This is a genomic window from Paenibacillus sp. NFR01, from assembly GCF_900111565.1.
In the GTDB taxonomy this organism is placed as follows: Bacteria; Bacillota; Bacilli; order Paenibacillales; family Paenibacillaceae; genus Paenibacillus_AQ.
The window spans coordinates 2075041-2092039 of the sequence record NZ_FOIK01000001.1 but is presented as its reverse complement, the minus strand read 5'-3'; the positions used below and the strand labels follow the sequence as shown (position 1 = coordinate 2092039).

At 56.1% G+C, this 16999-nt stretch carries 19 protein-coding genes; 12 read left to right on the top strand and 7 right to left on the bottom strand.

Features of this window, described 5'->3' with window-relative positions:
• Positions 1-56: 56 nt before the first annotated feature.
• Positions 57-2006 (bottom strand): NAD(+) synthase, encoded by a 1950-nt coding sequence (locus tag BMW84_RS09720; RefSeq protein ID WP_254772908.1) that lies wholly within the window; start codon positions 2004-2006, stop codon positions 57-59.
• A 31-nt stretch (positions 2007-2037) separates the two neighbouring features.
• Positions 2038-2256, bottom strand: coding sequence for a hypothetical protein (locus tag BMW84_RS09715; protein WP_091067152.1), 219 nt, complete (start codon positions 2254-2256; stop codon positions 2038-2040).
• A 223-nt stretch (positions 2257-2479) separates the two neighbouring features.
• Here BMW84_RS09715 and BMW84_RS09710 point away from each other — a divergent pair, with 223 nt between their 5' ends.
• On the top strand, positions 2480-3592 hold the full coding sequence (locus BMW84_RS09710) for a DNA alkylation repair protein (protein WP_091067150.1): 1113 nt from the start codon (positions 2480-2482) through the stop codon (positions 3590-3592).
• A gap of 68 nt (positions 3593-3660) precedes the next feature.
• Here BMW84_RS09710 and BMW84_RS09705 read toward each other — a convergent pair whose 3' ends face one another.
• Positions 3661-5013, bottom strand: a complete 1353-nt coding sequence (locus BMW84_RS09705; protein ID WP_091067147.1) for a metallophosphoesterase — start codon at positions 5011-5013, stop codon at positions 3661-3663.
• A 72-nt stretch (positions 5014-5085) separates the two neighbouring features.
• Complete coding sequence (locus BMW84_RS09700) at positions 5086-5670, bottom strand: hypothetical protein (RefSeq protein ID WP_091067145.1); 585 nt, start codon at positions 5668-5670, stop codon at positions 5086-5088.
• 140 nt (positions 5671-5810) lie between these two features.
• Between BMW84_RS09700 and BMW84_RS09695 the strand changes: the two genes are divergently transcribed.
• From BMW84_RS09695 to BMW84_RS09675, 5 genes are all read left to right on the top strand, one after another.
• Positions 5811-6386 carry a TetR/AcrR family transcriptional regulator gene (locus BMW84_RS09695; RefSeq protein ID WP_091067142.1) on the top strand — a complete coding sequence of 192 codons (576 nt, stop codon included), beginning with the start codon at positions 5811-5813 and terminating at the stop codon, positions 6384-6386.
• A 150-nt stretch (positions 6387-6536) separates the two neighbouring features.
• Complete coding sequence (gene rnhA, locus BMW84_RS09690) at positions 6537-7199, top strand: ribonuclease H (protein ID WP_091067140.1); 663 nt, start codon at positions 6537-6539, stop codon at positions 7197-7199.
• 72 nt (positions 7200-7271) lie between these two features.
• A complete protein-coding gene (locus tag BMW84_RS09685; protein WP_091068238.1) occupies positions 7272-7940 on the top strand; it encodes a uracil-DNA glycosylase in 669 nt (222 codons plus the stop codon).
• A 32-nt stretch (positions 7941-7972) separates the two neighbouring features.
• Entirely contained in the window at positions 7973-8377 is a 405-nt protein-coding gene (locus BMW84_RS09680) for a hypothetical protein (protein WP_091067138.1), read from the top strand.
• Positions 8378-8577: 200 nt separating this feature from the next.
• Positions 8578-8928, top strand: coding sequence for a DUF898 family protein (locus tag BMW84_RS09675; RefSeq protein WP_254772907.1), 351 nt, complete (start codon positions 8578-8580; stop codon positions 8926-8928).
• A 55-nt stretch (positions 8929-8983) separates the two neighbouring features.
• On the opposite strand, the gene BMW84_RS09670 is transcribed toward BMW84_RS09675, so the two are convergent.
• A complete protein-coding gene (locus BMW84_RS09670; RefSeq protein ID WP_091067135.1) occupies positions 8984-10105 on the bottom strand; it encodes an AI-2E family transporter in 1122 nt (373 codons plus the stop codon).
• A 135-nt stretch (positions 10106-10240) separates the two neighbouring features.
• Here BMW84_RS09670 and BMW84_RS09665 point away from each other — a divergent pair, with 135 nt between their 5' ends.
• Complete coding sequence (locus tag BMW84_RS09665) at positions 10241-10720, top strand: general stress protein (protein WP_139209604.1); 480 nt, start codon at positions 10241-10243, stop codon at positions 10718-10720.
• Between the two features lie 23 nt (positions 10721-10743).
• Here BMW84_RS09665 and BMW84_RS09660 read toward each other — a convergent pair whose 3' ends face one another.
• Positions 10744-11031: a hypothetical protein gene (locus tag BMW84_RS09660; RefSeq protein ID WP_091067131.1), complete on the bottom strand. Its 288-nt coding sequence runs from the start codon at positions 11029-11031 to the stop codon at positions 10744-10746.
• Positions 11032-11161: 130 nt separating this feature from the next.
• Between BMW84_RS09660 and BMW84_RS09655 the strand changes: the two genes are divergently transcribed.
• The 3 genes from BMW84_RS09655 to BMW84_RS09645 all read left to right on the top strand — a co-directional run bounded on the left by BMW84_RS09655 (position 11162) and on the right by BMW84_RS09645 (position 13619).
• The gene (locus BMW84_RS09655; protein ID WP_091067128.1) at positions 11162-11662 is read left to right on the top strand and encodes a Crp/Fnr family transcriptional regulator; all 501 of its coding nucleotides are present in this window, start codon (positions 11162-11164) and stop codon (positions 11660-11662) included.
• A gap of 319 nt (positions 11663-11981) precedes the next feature.
• Positions 11982-12653, top strand: coding sequence for a YitT family protein (locus tag BMW84_RS09650; protein WP_091067125.1), 672 nt, complete (start codon positions 11982-11984; stop codon positions 12651-12653).
• A gap of 168 nt (positions 12654-12821) precedes the next feature.
• Positions 12822-13619, top strand: coding sequence for a TIGR00266 family protein (locus BMW84_RS09645; protein WP_091067122.1), 798 nt, complete (start codon positions 12822-12824; stop codon positions 13617-13619).
• Positions 13620-14365: 746 nt separating this feature from the next.
• On the opposite strand, the gene BMW84_RS09640 is transcribed toward BMW84_RS09645, so the two are convergent.
• Positions 14366-15100 carry a class I SAM-dependent methyltransferase gene (locus BMW84_RS09640; protein ID WP_091067120.1) on the bottom strand — a complete coding sequence of 245 codons (735 nt, stop codon included), beginning with the start codon at positions 15098-15100 and terminating at the stop codon, positions 14366-14368.
• A gap of 131 nt (positions 15101-15231) precedes the next feature.
• Between BMW84_RS09640 and BMW84_RS09635 the strand changes: the two genes are divergently transcribed.
• Complete coding sequence (locus BMW84_RS09635; RefSeq protein ID WP_091067118.1) at positions 15232-15933, top strand: response regulator transcription factor; 702 nt, start codon at positions 15232-15234, stop codon at positions 15931-15933.
• On the top strand, positions 15930-16904 hold the full coding sequence (locus BMW84_RS09630) for a sensor histidine kinase (RefSeq protein WP_091067116.1): 975 nt from the start codon (positions 15930-15932) through the stop codon (positions 16902-16904). Before BMW84_RS09635 ends, BMW84_RS09630 begins: the two co-directional genes overlap by 4 nt.
• Positions 16905-16999: the final 95 nt, after the last annotated feature.

Sequence of the window (16999 nt, the reverse complement as noted above, 5' to 3'; positions counted from 1 at the left end):
GGGTGCGGCGTTGTGCGGCGCGTGAATCTTTGATTGGCGTCAGAGTTGAATTATGCTTACAGCTCTTCCAGCTCGCTCAGCCACAGCGCGGCAGATGCATCGCTCGGCATGCGCAGGTCGCCGCGCGGCGACAGGCTGACGGTGCCGACCTTCGGGCCGTCCGGCAGGCAGGAGCGCTTGAACTGCTGCGTGAAAAAGCGGGTGATGAAGACGCGCAGCCAGTCCTTGAGCTGCTGCTTCGTATACGCTTCGCCGAAGGCATGGCGGGCAAGATACAGGATTTTGCCCGGGGTCGCCCCGGTGCGCAGCATGTAGTACAGGAAGAAATCATGCACCGTGTACGGTCCAAGAATGTTCTCGGTCAGCTGGACGATTTCTCCGGTTGCCGAAGGCGGCAGCAGCTCGGGGCTGATGCCGGTATCGATGATACTGTGCAGGAAGCCTTTGACATTGTCGTCGGCTTCATGGTCGGCATACCACTGCACGACATACTGGATCAGCGTTTTCGGGATGCCCGAATTGACGCTGTACATCGACATATGGTCGCCGTTGTACGTGCACCAGCCGAGGGCCAGCTCGGACAAGTCGCCTGTGCCGATGACGATGCCGCCGTTTTTATTGGCAAGGTCCATCAGGATTTGCGTCCGTTCCCGGGCCTGCACGTTCTCGTAGGTCAAATCGTGGACATCCTTGTCATGCCCGATGTCCTTGAAATGCTGCAGGCAGGCATCCTTGATATCGACGACCATCAGCGACGCGCCGAGGCCCTTGATCAGTCCCACCGCGTTGTCGTACGTGCGGCTGGTGGTGCCGAAGCCCGGCATCGTCACGGCCAGCACGTCGCTGGCCGGACGGCCGAGCAGCTCCATGGCGCGGACGGCGACGAGGAAGGCCAGCGTGGAGTCGAGGCCGCCGGAGATGCCGATGACCGCTTGCTTCGTTCCGATGTGGCGGATGCGTTTCATTAGGCCGGAGGTCTGGATGGAGAGAATCTCCCGGCAGCGTTCGTCACGCTGCGCCGGATTGCCGGGAACGAAAGGGTTGACGGCAATGCTGCGCAGCAGCTCGCGTTCCGCGGCAGATTCACCTTCCGGAGCCGCGAAAAGAATCTCGCGGTAGTTGCGCCCGCCGCGGCCGGCACGGAACGTGCCCATGACGGAGCGGGAGTACTGCAGCCGCGGCACGTCGATGTCTGCGGCGGTGAGCCTCGTCTCGTGGGTGAACCGTTCCGATTCGGCCAGCAGCTGGCCGTTCTCGGCGATCAGCGAGTGGCCGCCGAAGACGACGTCGGTGCTGGACTCGCCGGTATTGGCGCCGGCGTACACATAGGCCGCCACGCAGGAGGCCGACTGGGAGGATACCAGCTGGCGGCGGTAATCCGCCTTGCCGACCAGCTCGTTGCTGGCGGACAGGTTAAAGAGCAGCAAGGCGCCCGCCTGGGCCAGCAGGCTGCTTGGCGGCACCGGCACCCACAGATCTTCGCAAATCTCGACGCCGAACGAGAGATTGGCGTCGTTCTCGCAGGCGAAGATGAGATCGTTGCCGATCGGCACGGTCTGGTCGCCGAGGCGCAGCTCGGACACCTCCAGCTCTTCGGCGGCCGCGAACCAGCGCGGCTCGTAGAACTCGCTGTAGCCGGGAATGCAGGTCTTCGGCACGAGGCCGAGAATGCGGCCGCTCTGAATCACGGCCGCGCAGTTAAAGATCCGGCCTTTGATCGACAAAGGCAGGCCGACGGCTACGACCAGGCGCAGCCCTGCGGTCGCTTCTGCGATCTGCAGCAGCGCTTTTTGCGCGGCGTCCAGCAGCTTATGCTGAAGGAACAGATCGGCGCAGGTATAGCCGGTGATGCACAGCTCCGGCAGGACGAGGTATTCGACCCGCTGAAGGGCGGCTTGTCCGATCACTTCGATAATTTGCGTCGCGTTAAACGCACAGTCCGCCACCTTAAGCTCGGGGGAAGCGGCGGCTACGCGCGCGAAACCGTAATTTTGCAATGAATTCACCTATCCTTTAACTGACAGTAATGTGTGGGCGTCAGCCGAGGTTGCGCTGGAATTTCGTGATGTCCCGGGCATAATGCGAGACGGTTCCGTCAAATTTTTTCAGCCGTACAACGTCCTCCGAGAACTTCTCGATCACTCCAAAGCCCACCCGGGAGTACATCCCGTCCGGATCACGCTGCAGCGCAGAAACGAAGGTTCGCGAGAGGGCGGCAACAAAAAATTCGACATCTTTAACAAGGGTTTGCGGCATGGCTGGAACCTCCGTGATCAGTCGGATTAGCTCGAATAAAAGCTTACGGATTATTGTACGGCAGGCGGAGGATTTTGCAAATGAGTTTTCAAAATATATCCCCTTCGTCGTTCCTTTCTTTTTATCAAATTTTCAAGTTCAATCTATATAGTTTGGTCTGGGACTAAGCTGGAGTATACTTATCTTACCCAAAAAAACGAATGGGAATAAAGGAGCTGGACTAGTGGCGGAACCTCTCAAGTCAATGTACAATGAATCTTTTTTGAACGGGCTGGCGGACAAGCTTGGACGGGCGTACCCCTCTTTTAATAGAAAAGAGTTTGTAGCGGCGGCGATGCGGGAGCCGTGGGAAGCGCTGGAGCTGAAGGAACGGATGCGGCGGATTACGCTGACGCTGGGCGATTTTCTGCCTCCGCGCTATGAAGACGCGCTGGCGGTCCTGTTTGCGATCGATGAGGAATGCCGGGGATTTCCGTATTTGATCTTCCCGGATTTTGTCGAAGTGTTCGGGCAGGCGGATGAACATTTCGAACTGTCGGTGGCGGCGCTGGAACGCTTTACGCCGAAGTCGTCAGCGGAATTTGCCGTGCGGCCGTTTCTGCTGCGGGAACCGGAGCGGATGATGGTACAGATGCTTGCCTGGGCCGGCCATGAAGACGAGCATGTGCGCCGGCTGGCCAGCGAAGGCTGCCGGCCGCGGCTGCCCTGGGGCCAGGCGCTCCCGATGTTCAAACGCGATCCACGGCCGCTGCTGCCGGTGCTGGAACGGCTCAAGGCCGACCCGTCGCTGTATGTGCGCAAGAGCGTGGCGAACAACCTGAACGATATCGCCAAGGACAACCCGCAGGTGGTCCTGGAGCTGGCGCGGCGCTGGAAGGGGCAGAATCCGCTGACCGACTGGATCGTGCGGCACGGCTGCCGCACGCTGATCCGCAAGGCGGAGCCCGAGGTGCTGGCGCTGTTCGGCTATGCCCAAGAGGCGGAGGAGACGCCGCTCGTCGTCCATGCCGAAATTACCGCATCGCCGCAGGCGCTGTGCATCGGCGACAGCGGCGAGCTGTCCTACCGCCTGCGCGTCCGCGAAGGCGAGGCCGTGCGCGTACGGATCGAATACGGCATTTACTTTGTCAAATCCGGCGGGAAGACTTCGCGCAAGCTGTTTCTGCTGTCCGACAAAACGGTACCGGGCGGCACGGCCTTAAGCGGTACGCGTACGCACCGCTGGGCCGATCTGACGACCCGGCGCCATTACCCGGGCAGCCACCGGATCGCGCTCCTCGTCAACGGGCGCGAGGTGGCCGAAGCGGCGCTGGAGCTGGCGCCGCAAGCAGATTAAGCGGAGCTTCGCAGGCAAGAGCGAACAGGGCAGCGTTCCTCCATAATGGAAGGAACGCTGCCCTGTTGTCACGGAAGGACAATCTCCAGATGGCGATTGTCCTTCCGCTCGCGCGCGGCCATGCCCAGCGCATAGCTGCGCATGCCGCCGGGCGGGGCTTCCTGCCAGAGGCGGAAGCCCTCGGAGGCGGTCACGGCGGCCATGTCTGTGTCCGCCGTTCCGGCGAAATAGATGGCGTTCAGCGCCCCGACCGCTTCCGCCATCGCCTTCAGCTGCGCGTCGGAATACCGGCTGTACGCAGCGTCTTCTTTCAGCCGGGAATATGTGCGGTCCGCGGATAAGGACGTAAAGCTGTCCGCGCTGTATTGCTTGAAGTTCAGCAGGTTCGGATCGCTGCTGCCGGAAGCCTTGGCCCACAGCTCGACATTCAGCCGCTCCGTACCATATACCAGCTTGCGCGCAGCAGGTTCGTATTGCAGCACGCCGTACTGCTGCGGATATACGGATAAGGCGCTGTCCGCGATATCGTAGACCGTACGGCCGTTTTCGCTATAGGAAGCAATGTCCTGGATATGGATATGCCCGCTTAGCACGGCAGGGACGCCGATGCTCATCAACACGCGGCCGGCTTGCTCATTGTTGTTCAACGTGAAGCCTTTGCGGATAAATTCGCTGTGGTTCAGCAGGCTATGGTGCATGACTGCAAGCAGCTGCGCACCGTTATCACGGGCTTTCGTCCCGCATTCGGCGATCCAGGCGAGCGTTTCGGGCCCAAGCTGCCCGTCCAGCTGCGGCGAGCCGAGCTTGGCGTTATCTGCATATTGGCTGGTGTCCAGCATGAGCAGCCACAAGTCGTCGGACGGCGCCGCCAGATAGCTGAGCGAAGCCGGGTCCCTGGATATCGCCTCGTCGTATCCGAACTCCCCGTAAATGCTGCGGAACTGCTTCGGACTGACCGGCTTGACCTTCACCTGCTTCTGCCCGGCAAATTTGCGCGCCCAGGGATTATTGATGTCATGATTGCCGGGAATGACGTAGACTTTGGTTCCGGCTTCGGCTTCGATCTGCCGCAAATGCTCCGCCAGCCCCAAATGGCTGGCCTTCTCGCCGTTGTTCGTAAGGTCGCCGCTGAGAATGAGAATGTCAGGACGTTTGACGGCCACTTCATAACCGAAGGCGCTCAGGAGCGCATCGCTGTATCCAAGCTCTTTGCCGTCTCCGTCCTCGACAAAACGCTGGAAAGCCGGACCGGAATCAGTCAATTCCGGAGCCAGATAGTGGGTGTCGGTTGCGGCAAACAGGGTCAGCGCATGGCCGGATTGAATCCGGTATTCGGCGTTCCCGCCATGCCCGGAACGGGTGCAGGAAGAGAGGGGGAGCAATAGAATCAATGAAAGAAAGATCGATAAAGGCTTTTTCATAGGGACACCTTCTCCGGTGAACGACAAAAGGCGCACCCCGGCGACTGACCGGGGCGCCCCCTTCGGAATCCGTTATTTTTTGACTTCCGTCACGCCCGTAACCTTGCCTTGATCGGATGCGGTGTAAGAAGCTTGATATTCGTCGCTGGCAAAGTAGACATTGCCCTGAATGGTGGCGTTGATGACCTTGAAGCCGTTGGCTTCCACATAGACATCCCCGACGAAAGTACCGCCTTGAATTTGCGTGTTTTCACTGCGGATCGTGATTTTCGGTGCGGTAAGCGTAAAAGAATTGGTGATGTTGTGGTCCGCATCCTGCGTATACAGGGCGATTTTACGCGCCGGAGCACCTTTGTTCGTAAATTGCCCGTCGACGACCAGATCCTCGGTAAAGGTCAGGTCCTTTAAGGTTGCGGCAATCCAGTGCCCCTGTGGGCTGATGGCCGTCTTGAACGCTTCGTTGTTGTCTACGACGGATACCGAGGTCACGGCATCGGTCGTTTGGTTCCCGGCTGCAGCGTTATTTGCGGCATTATTAGCTGCATTATTGGCTGCATTGTTCCCCGCATTGTTTGCGGCGTTGTTGTTATTGTTGTTTCCGCATCCCACGGTCAGGGTAAGCGCAATGGCTGTCAGAAACGCTGCGAATTTTCTCATGCGATAAGCCTCCTTGGTAAATGCTTAAATTTAATATAGAATGAATGGTGCGGAAAAGTTGTGATTTTGTTCACTTCACCTCCAAAATATTTACCGATCGTTCTACAAATGTTAAGATAAAGCCAGGAAGGAGAATGATTATGGCGCGAAGCAAGGAATTCGATATTGACCATGTGCTGGGTAAGGCGATGGCGATTTTCTGGCAGCAGGGCTACGAAAAAACCTCCATGCAAGATCTCGTCACCGGTATGGGCATTCATAAGCGCAGCATGTATGACACCTTCGGCGACAAGCATACCCTGTTCATGAAAGCGATGGAACGGTATGCCGAGCAGGTTGCGTCCCGGATGGAAGGGCGGGTTGCGGATGCCCCGTCGGCCAAAGCGGCGATCCGCCTGCTGCTTGAAGCAACAGTCTACCGGCAGAAGGAAGACCCGTACGGCTGTCTGCTCGTAAATACAGCGGTCGAGCTTTCTAACCATGATCCCGAAGCCAAGGATAAAGTAAACTTCGCATTCGAGGGCACGGAAAGACTGCTGGAGCGGCTGGTCCGGCAAGGCCAGGCATCGGGCGAAATCACTTCGCATCTGGCTGCCGCCGATCTTGCCGCATTTCTCCATAATACGTTTGTCGGCTTACGGGTATTGGTAAAAACGCTGGATAAGGATTCGGACAAGCTGCAATCCATAATCGATACGACGCTGGCGATGCTATAAAGACCTGGCGGGCTCCAGCGGAGCGGTGCTCCTGCGTTCCCTTGCGTATATTATGGCGCCTGCCCGGCACAATTATCCGGTGAAAATGGGCACATTTTGATATACAATAAATGTTTAGGCAAGATGAGCGTAGAAAGGGAGCGTTCGAGCATGGCAAAATCAAAATATTACGTAGTATGGGAAGGCAAGCAGCCGGGCGTTTACGCAACCTGGGCGGAATGCAAGGCGCAGACCGACCATTATACCGGGGCAAAATATAAATCCTACGAGTCGAAAGCGGAAGCGGAAGCCGCGTTTAAAGGCGGCTGGAAAGGCCGCTGGGGCCAAAGTCCGGCATCCGGTGCTGTTACTTCCGGCAAGAGTTCGCGCTTCGGATCGAAGAGCGCCTCTGCGGCGGACCCGGGCGAGATCGATTACGACAGCATTTCGGTGGATGTCGGCACCCGCGGCAATCCCGGGCCGGTGGAATATAAAGGCGTGGACACGCAGACCGGAGACGTTATCTTCTCCTGCGGGCCGATTGCCAAAGGAACGAACAATCTCGGCGAGTTTCTTGCCATCGTTCATGCGCTGGCTCTGCTGAAAAAGCAGGGAAGCTCTAAAACCGTGTACAGCGATTCCGCCAACGCCCTCAAATGGGTCAAGCAGAAAAAGGTGGCTACGACGCTGCCGCGCGACGCCTCGACACAGGAAATTTGGATGCTGGTCGACCGTGCGGAGCGCTGGCTTCAGCTTAATACATATGACAATAAAGTGCTGAAATGGCAGACGAAAGACTGGGGAGAAATCAAGGCGGATTATGGCCGCAAATAATGCTTTACCGGGTATATGGGGTAATAACCGGTAAAGAATGATATTACAGCAGATGCGGGGGAGACGGACATGTTGTTCGGCAACGATTGGGATGAAGTGCTTCAGGAAGAAACGCAAAAACCGTATTTTGAGGAGCTGCGTTATGCGCTGGCCCGCGAATACAAGCAGTACACGGTATATCCGCCGAAGGACCTGCTGTTTACGGCGCTTAAGCTGACGCCATACGGCGCGACCCGGGTAGTCATCCTGGGACAGGACCCGTATCACGGACCGGGCCAGGCGGAGGGGCTGAGCTTTTCGGTGAAGCCCGGTGTGCGCATCCCGCCGTCCCTGCGCAATATTTATACCGAGCTCCATGACGATACGGGAGCGAAGATTCCGAACAACGGCTCGCTGCGTCCCTGGGCGCAGGAAGGCGTATTGATGCTCAATGCGGTGCTGACCGTGCGCGAAGGACAGCCGAATTCGCATAAAGGGCTGGGCTGGGAGAGGTTTACGGATGCGGTCATGGAGAAGCTGAACGAACGCAAGGAACCGCTGGTCTTCATTTTGTGGGGCAGCCACGCCCAGGCGAAAGGGGCTTTTATCGATCCCGCTCGGCATCTGGTCATCCAGTCGCCCCATCCCAGCCCGTTTTCGGCACACCGCGGATTCCTCGGCAGCCGGCCGTTCAGCCGGGCCAACCGGTTTCTGGAATCTCATGGTATGACGGCCATTGACTGGTCCATTCCGGATCTGTAGTCCTAAGGCAATTCGTGAAAAGGGGTGGAGCCATGAAGCATTGGGTAGGCAGACCGGTAATTATGTATTGCGGGGACGAACCCTACACGATTATGAGAGGCGTGCTGCGCAAATGGGACCAGGCGGGTTCCATGGCGGTAATCGGGCATCAGGAAATCGCCGTGCCTTTTCAGGACATCGTCTACATCAAGGCGTTGGCTCCGAAGGAGCGGGCGTTCCCGCCGAAGCTAAATGCGGTAGGTTATGTCATGAAAGAACGCCAGCAGTTCGATAACGCTGTTTATTTCAAGTCCTCGGTAACCGTGTGGAAAGGCGATCAGCTGGTGGCCTTCAACACCACGATCATTTCGCATACCAAAGGCTCCGTTACCCTTGCCAGCGGTCAAAGCGTGCTGAAAGGCAACCATGTATTTGTGGTCCGTTCGCTCCGCGGGTAATTACGAAAAATTGATCGCTCATGAAAAGCTCATCCGAAAAGCGGAAAACCGCTTTAGGAGGGCTTTTTTATTATGGACATTTCGTGAACATGAATGGCTTTTGGCCTATTTTTCGGCAAATAATTCGCTGTTTCGGGAGGAAAAAGATCCCATGGGGAAGAATATATTTTTCTGTATATTATTGTAAAGGGATGATGGAATTGAGTTCTGTGGTAAATGTTAATGTACAAGGCTACGAGCAGTATGGCGGACCGCAGCAATCTTATTTTGACGGGGGATTGGCGCAGTACATTGGATGGAGAATTTTAGGGTTTCTGGTTACGGTGTGTACGCTGGGATTCTGTTATCCATGGGCATTCGTCATGATTTACCGCTGGAAGGTTGAGCATACCGTCATTGACGGCCGGCGCCAAACGTTTGACGGCACCTCGCTGCAGCTGTTCGGCAACTGGATCAAATGGTGGCTGCTTTGTCTGGTCACGCTTGGCATTTATTCATTCTGGCTGTTTATCAAACTGGAACAGTGGAAGGTCAAGCACACTCACTTCTAGTACATACAATTACAATAGCCCGCCTCCGTTCAAGGAGCGCGGGCTATTCTCTCTATCAGAGCGGCATTTCATCATCCTTTAGCACAGGCGCGGGGACCGGAGCGGCCTCCTCTGTCCGCTGGTTGACGATGATTTCATAGACGCGCAGAAAGATAATCTTGATAATCATATAGACCGGAAGGGCAATCAGCACGCCGATAATGCCGAAGAAATCGCCCCCCACCAGCACGAGCACCACCGTTGTCAGCGGATGCACATCCAGCGACTTACCGTAGATGATTGGGGACAGCACATTATCCTGAATCTGCTGGGCGATAAAAATCACGACGGCAGACCAGATCGCCATGGTCGGTGAAGCGATGAACCCGACAATGATGACCGGAATCGCTGCAAGCAGTGAGCCGACATACGGGATGAAGTTGAGCGGCACGGAAATGACCGCCAGCAGCAGCGAATAAGGCAGCCCGATGATGAGAAAGCCGATATACAGCATTACGCCGAGAATCACATTCAGCAGCACGCGGGTGACAATGAAGCCGCTAAGCGCACCGTCGATGGAACTCAGCATCTCATCGGCTTCCTTGCGGTATTTTCGCGGCACGAGACTGAGCAAAATGGGCGACAGCTTGTGGCCGTCCTTCAGCATATAGTAAAGAATGATAGGCAAGGTGGCGATCACGACGAAAATGCTGGATACGACGCCGATCAGGTTGGACATCGAGTTAGTGATCCAGTTAATGGCGTTGTTCAAATAATCCGAAAGCCGCTGAACGATGTCCGAATCGCTTTGGAAAAAGCGGGATAGCGACGGGTCATTCTGCAGCTGGTTAAACTGATTCTGCAGCCCTTGCACCAAATAGGGAGCATTGTCGATAAAATTTTGGAACTGCTCACGCAGAGTCGGCCAGACCAGCACCCAGAAGAGCACGAACAGCCCGGCAAAGCAAAGATAAATCAAGAGAATCGACAACGCACGGTTCAGCTTGCGGGCGACCAGAAAGTTGACCAGCGGGCGGAGCAAATAATACATAAAGCCGGATAGCATCATCGGAACCAGCAAAAGTTTGATGATGGCAACAATCGGGTTGAACAGAAACAGCACCTTGGAACCCAGATATAAAATCGTCAAAAATGCAATGATAGCCAAGCTTGTCCGAAAATACTTGCTTTGCAGCAACGAAAGTCCCCCCGTTTCACCAAATCTTCTATTCTATTCATTCTAACTGTATAACCGAAAGAAAGTAAAATGATTCAGCCGGGGTTTATGGTCCCTCCACGGCGGTTAATACGGCTGTACAGGAGGGGATGAACCATGACAGAACTGGTAGTAGGGGTATTTGGACATCGCAGCGACGCGATTCTCGCCATTGAATCGTTGCGTAGTCACGGGATTAAACCAGGGAGGATTTCGGTAGTGACGCGGCAAAAAAACGATGTGAAGGCCATCAGCCGCGATACGGGAATCGGAAAACCGCTGAGCGGTATCGGTAACGGAGGGCTGTTCGGTACGGCGCGGGAAATCGGCGTCGGTCTGGATATGATCGACGACACCGCTGTCGCCGCAGGACCCGCCGCCCAGAAGTTAGCCGGGGCGGACATGGAGACAGATGGGCTTGTTGTTAGTCTGATGTCGGTCGGCATCCCGCGGGCGGATGCCGAGCGGTATGCGGGACATGCGGAGCTGGAGCATATCGTAGTGATTGTGCAAGCGGACGCGGATGACCGCGAGGCAATCATTGAACTGCTGGAAGCGCACCATACGCTTCCGGCCGATCCCGGCGAAGCGCGATAAGCCTTGGCAGCGTTCCCGAACATTCAGCGCTGCGAACGGAGCCTGCGGCGTTTCGCCGCTTTTTTTCGCCCCTGGACAAACATGACGGGATCAATGGTGAGCGGGTCGACAGCCCCGCCGGTTTCTTCCGTGACCTGCTTAGCTTTCACCAGCGACAAGAAGGCGAAGAGCTCTCCGAGGACACTGAATCCCGCAGCGATAATTGCATAATCCTCCGAGGAGAGCTCCTGTGATTCCACGGGATTGCCGCTGCCGGATGTGCCGTTGCCGCTTTTTTTGGAATTGCCGTTGCCAATGGGACTAGGGGCCATCTGAGTTCACCTGCTTTTCGCCATATGTACTATAAAATATGTAGCACCCGGCGGAGAGGAAATAGGCGATTCGGTTTTATTTCGGTATAATTGAAAATATACATACCAAGAAGGCAAAGGAGCGAGCGAGATGATTCTGCACAAGGGGGAGATTCTGTTCCGCCAGGGCGACGCCTGCAATCATTTGTTCAGGGTAAAAAGCGGGCTGTTCAAGGTGACAAGACTGCACGAGAACGGAAACATGGTCTTGTTTAATCTGTTGTATTCCGGCGAGACGGTTCCCCACCATTCCCTCATTTCGCCAAAGGAGGCGCATGGCACGGCGGTGGCGATGATGAAAAGCGAGGTTGAACTGATTCCGGCGGCGGAATGGTACCGCGAGCTTCGCGAGGACCCCGACAAAGTGATGGAGATTGCGCTTTTACTGCAGGAGAAGGTACGCTTCATGCAGACGCGGATCGACCATTTGACCGTCGGGACCCCCGCAGAACGGCTGGCGCTGCTTAACCGCTGGATGAGCGAGCATTCACGCGGAGCACTGCTGACAGACCTACTGACCCAGGAAGAAATCGGCCAGCTGATCGGAGTACGGCGGGAGACGGTTAACCGGCTGCTGAACCAGCACGGTTAAATTTTTTGCTTTTTAATGGAAAGCTGTTTAGCCTTAGCTGTTTGCGTGGTATAATTTACTCAGTACCTATCAACTAAAGAAAGGATCAGGATACCATGTGTCCCCGAAGGACGAATCCCCAAAGGACGATTTGGAAACGTTATGATCTGTCTTATACTTAGCTTCCCTGTCAGAGTGTGCGCATAGCCGTCAGCTTATGGACAGCCGCCTCTAGACCGGGAAGGAGTACTGATTATGCGAAGGACCAGAACCTCATACCTTACCCGTCGTAGAGGCCGGTGGATTACGTAAGCCGCCACCACGATAAGGGGAGACTTGTATGAGGAAAGAAGACGGCGGTTTGAAATGGCCGCTGAGATTGACCGTCATTTTGTCCGGAACTTTGCTGCTTGCCTTTACTTATTATCACATTAACTATCAGTTTCATTTAACCGAGGGCGGTTTCGTCGGACTCTCGCTGCTCGGCAAGTATGTGCTTGGCGTTTCGCCTTCATTATCTATGTTGATTCTTGATATTCCGGTGCTGCTCATCGCCATGTTCTTCAAAGGAAGAGCATTTGTGATGAACACATGCATCTCCGTCGGAGCGTTCACGCTGTTCTACAGCCTGATGGAACGTTATTCCGGCATCGTCATCCCTCTTCACGGCAGTCTGCCGCTTGCGGCGCTGCTGTCGGGCCTCTTTACCGGGCTCGGTGCAGGGCTGGTGCTGCGCGGCGGCGGGGCCAGCGGCGGGGACGATATCCTGTCGCTCTTGATCAGCGAATGGAAAGGCATCAAGGTGGGTACGGTCTTTATCCTGATGGATGTAGCCGTTCTGGCATTGTCGCTCTTCTATATGCCGCTCAAGGAAACCTTGTATACGGTGATGGCTGTCGTTGTGGCCGGGTACGTGATTACCCTGACTACAACCCTCGGCAAACCCAAGCTCCGCAAAGCGCCGAAGCTCGGGACCGCGCTACGCGGGCCGCAGGATGGCACAGTAATGTGAATATAACATAAGCAAAGTTCCCCCCGGCGTATCCGGGGATCTGCAAAAAGATCAGTCCGGATATTCCGGCTGATCTTTTTTGTTGTTCCTGGCTGAAACCAAGGCCGCCGGAGCAGCGTATGTATCTCAATCAAAATGATCAATCACGATGAAGGTGGAGGTATGCAAATGGGAGCGCATGAAATCGATTATGTCATTAAGGGCGAGGAAATCCAGTGTGTCGAGGTGCAGCTTGATCCCGGGGAGAGCGTGATTGCCGAATCCGGCAGCTTTATGATGATGGACCAGGAGATCACGATGGAGACCGTTTTCGGGGACGGCAGCGGCCAGCGCGGAGGCGGCGGGGGCCTCATGGGCAAGCTGATGGGTGCAGGCAAACGGCTGCTGACGGGCGAAAGCCTGTTCATGACGGTGTTCACGCACAGCGGGCATTACGGCCGCAAGAGCGTGACCTTCGCCGCACCGTATCCGGGAAAAATCATCCCGCTCGACCTGACGCAATATGGCGGTAAGATCATCTGTCAAAAGGATGCGTTCCTATGCGCGGCCAAAGGCGTATCGATCGGCATCGAGTTTCAGCGCAAGCTCGGCGTTGGCTTCTTCGGCGGCGAAGGTTTCATTATGCAAAAGCTGGAAGGCGACGGCCTCTCCTTCGTTCACTCCGGCGGGTATGTATTTGAACGGACGCTGCAGCCGGGCGAAACGATCAAGCTGGACACCGGCTGTCTCGTTGCGATGACCGCAAATGTGGATTACAATATCGAATTTGTCAAAGGAATCAAAACCGCCGTATTCGGCGGCGAAGGCCTGTTCTTCGCGACGCTGCGCGGCCCCGGGAAAATCTGGGTGCAGTCGCTGCCGTTCAGCCGGATGGCGGACCGCATCCTGTCGGCGGCGGGAAACGCCGGCCGCAAAGAAGAGGGCAGCATTCTCGGCGGGCTGGGTAACCTCCTGGACGGACGGTAAGCTCGCTGCCGAACCTGGGAACGCCATAGCTTACCAACGAAACGCTCCTACCGGTGTAAACCGAGGGAGCGTTTTTTTACGTACGGACCGGATTGGGGTGGAGCTGCTGCGTTCGGTTGCAGGCAAGCTGGGCGTTCAAGCCGCTAAAAGAGAAATAGTAGCGAGGAGATGTCTTTGGCGTCGTGTTGAGGAACTGGTATCGCATGAACCTGAAGCTCCTTTCGGCGAGACTGGAGGGAGCTTTTGCCGTGTGCTGGGCTGTTTAGGTGGAGAATTTATGAGGGAGCTTGCAGAGATAGGGGTAAACGGGGGCTTTCTGGACCTGTGCTGCAAAAGGCCGGCGTTAACGGACACAGGAGCCGTTATTTTGGCAAATAGCCGCGAATCTGTAAAATAACGGACCTGAGCGCCGTTATTCATAACTGGAAGCACATACATAGCGGTTTTTCCATACAATAACGGCCCTCAGGTCCGCTAGTTTGGGAAATACCGTGTTTTTTTGCAAATAGCGGCTCTCAGGTCCGTTAGACTTGCAGCGATGATGCAGGCACCGGCTAAACGCGACTAAGTATAACTAAGCACAACTAGGCATAACCAAGCGCAACTGAGCACAGCTAAGAGCAACCAAGCATAACTAAGCACAACCAAGCGCAACTAAGCACAACTGAGCATAACCAAGCGCAACCAAGAGCAACTAAGCACAAACAAGCACAACTAAGTAAATCCAAGCAGGTAGCCAATACCGTTTATTCCCGAACCGCGCCTACCAGTAAAAACATCGGCCGGCGCAGCTCATCGCGCCATTCCGGATGCCGTTCCAGCGTCTCTGCCGTCAGCTTCAGTTCGGACATTCCGGTGATCCGGAAGCCGGCGTCCAGCAGGGCAGTGACGTAAGCGGAAACGGTGCGGTGGTATTTCACCACGTCATGCTCCAGAAACCGGGCGTTTCGCGGGCCTTCCTCGTGGTAATGGTCGACCGGCCAGTGGACCTTTTCGCCAGCTTCGTTATAATGCCAATCCTGCGCTGCCCGTGCGGTGAAGATCGGGTGCTCCACGGAGAAAACGAAGCTTCCGCCGGAACGCAGCATGTCGTAGACTTGCCCGCACAAGCCGGCGAAATCGTCGATATAATGCAGCGCCAGCGAGCTGAGCACCACGTCAAATTGCCCCGGCGGGAAGCGGACATCCTCCAGGGCAGCCTGAATATACTGAACGCCGGGGTCATCGGTCATCGCCTTCGCGCGGCCCAGCATGTTTTCCGACAGGTCTACGCCGATCACGCCCGCGGCTCCCTGAGCACGGGCGTAGCGGCAGTGCCAGCCGAACCCGCAGCCGAGATCGAGCACCTGCTTTCCGTTCAGTTCCGGGAGCAGGCTGCGAAAAACCTCCCATTCGCCTGCCGCCGCCAATCCGCCGGTCGAACGCGGCATTTCGCTGTATTTGCCGAAGAAATCCCGATCGTCGTATTTATTTTGCTTCATGGCCGTTGGCTCCTCCTCGATAACGCTTGCTTTTTACAGCGATTATACCGCAAATTTGACTCTCCCTCATGGACTGTATATATTATTGGGCAAAACCGCTGCCCTGCTTCAGGCGGCAACCGGAGGCCATTATGTTTAAAATCATGATCATTGAAGACGACGGCGGGCTGGTCTCGCTGCTGGAGGAGCATCTCCATAATTACGGTTACGAGACCCGCGCGGCTCAGGATTTCTCGGCGGTACGCGCGGAATTTGAAGCTTTTTCGCCGCATCTTGTGCTCCTGGACGTCAATCTGCCGAAATTTGACGGGTACTATTGGTGCCGGCAGATCCGCGCCGTATCGACTTGTCCGATTGTCTTTATCTCCGCCCGCGACGGTAAAATGGACCAGGTGCTGGCGCTGGAGAACGGCGCGGATGATTATATTACCAAACCGTTTGATTACGAGCTGGCCACCGCCAAGATTCGCAGTCAGCTGCGGCGCGCGTACGGCTCCTATGCCTCGGGCGGCAATGAGCGGGTGCTGAGCGTGGCCGGATTAACGCTGGATGTGGAGCGGCTGACGCTCTCAAAAGGCGAAGACCGGGCCGAACTCAGCCACACCGAAGCAAAAATCCTCGACGAGCTGATGAAAAAAGCCGGCATGACTGTCTCGCGCGACAGGCTGCTGGAGAAGATTTGGGACGACCAGGTGTTTGTCGACGATAACACGCTGAACGTATACGTTACCCGCGTACGCAAAAAGCTTGCCGCTCTCGGTGTCGACGAAGGTCTGCAAACGGTGCGCGGCCAAGGCTACCGGCTGGTGCAGAACTGGGGGAGCGAGGCATGAAGCTGTTTATCCGTGAGCATGTCCCTTTGATTACGGTGTACGCGGCGCAATTGCTGCTCATTACACTGGTGTACCGGTTGGACGGAGGCAGCGGCCGGAGCGTCAGCTTATACGCTGGGCTGCTCAGCCTCTGCCTGCTCTTGGCCTATTTGGCGTACCGCTACATGACGCACCGTGCCTTCTACGAGCGGCTGAGCGAAACCCCGGCATCGCTGGAGGACTCCGGAGGGCCGGCGCAGCATGCGCCGCTTGCGGAAAGCCTGCGCACGCTGCTGGCACGTTATTTTCATCTGTACCAGAACGACTTGCACAGCTACCGGCACAAGCTGGAGGAGCATATCCATTTCATCAACCAATGGGTGCACGGCATGAAGACGCCGCTCTCGGTCATCCATCTGCTGATCCAGGACAAGGACGGACCGCCTTTTGCAGCGATATCGGATGAGCTTGACCGGCTCAAGAAAGGGCTGGAGACCGTGCTTTATACGGCGCGGCTCGATACGTTCGAGCATGATTTCTACGTGGAACGACTGGAGCTTGGAGCGGTGGTGCGCGCGGTTACGTCGGAGCAGAAGCGCCTGTTTATCCGCAAACGCGTGTTTCCGGCTGTGGATATCGAGGAGGGGCTGGACGTCGCCTCCGATGAAAAATGGCTGTCGTTTATTCTGACGCAGCTGATTACGAACGCACTGCGCTACACGGTCGACGAGGGCAAGGTTGTTACATTCCGCGGCTACAAGCGGGAAGACGGGATAGCTGTGCTTGAAGTCCGAGATGCAGGCGTCGGCATCCCGCCGGGGGATCTGCCGCGTGTCTTCGATGCTTATTTTACCGGAGTGAACGGAAGAAGCTTTCAGGAATCGACGGGTATGGGCCTTTACTTGGTCAAACAAATATGCGACAAGCTTGGGCATCACGCGGAGATCGAATCGGAGATGGGAGTGGGCACAACCGTCCGCCTGCTGTTCTAGTCGGGGTTAACATAAAATACATGATGATGCTTAAAGCCCAAAGCCCCGCTTTGTGGCGTTATCTATGGCTTACAATACTGTAAGCTGACTGTAAG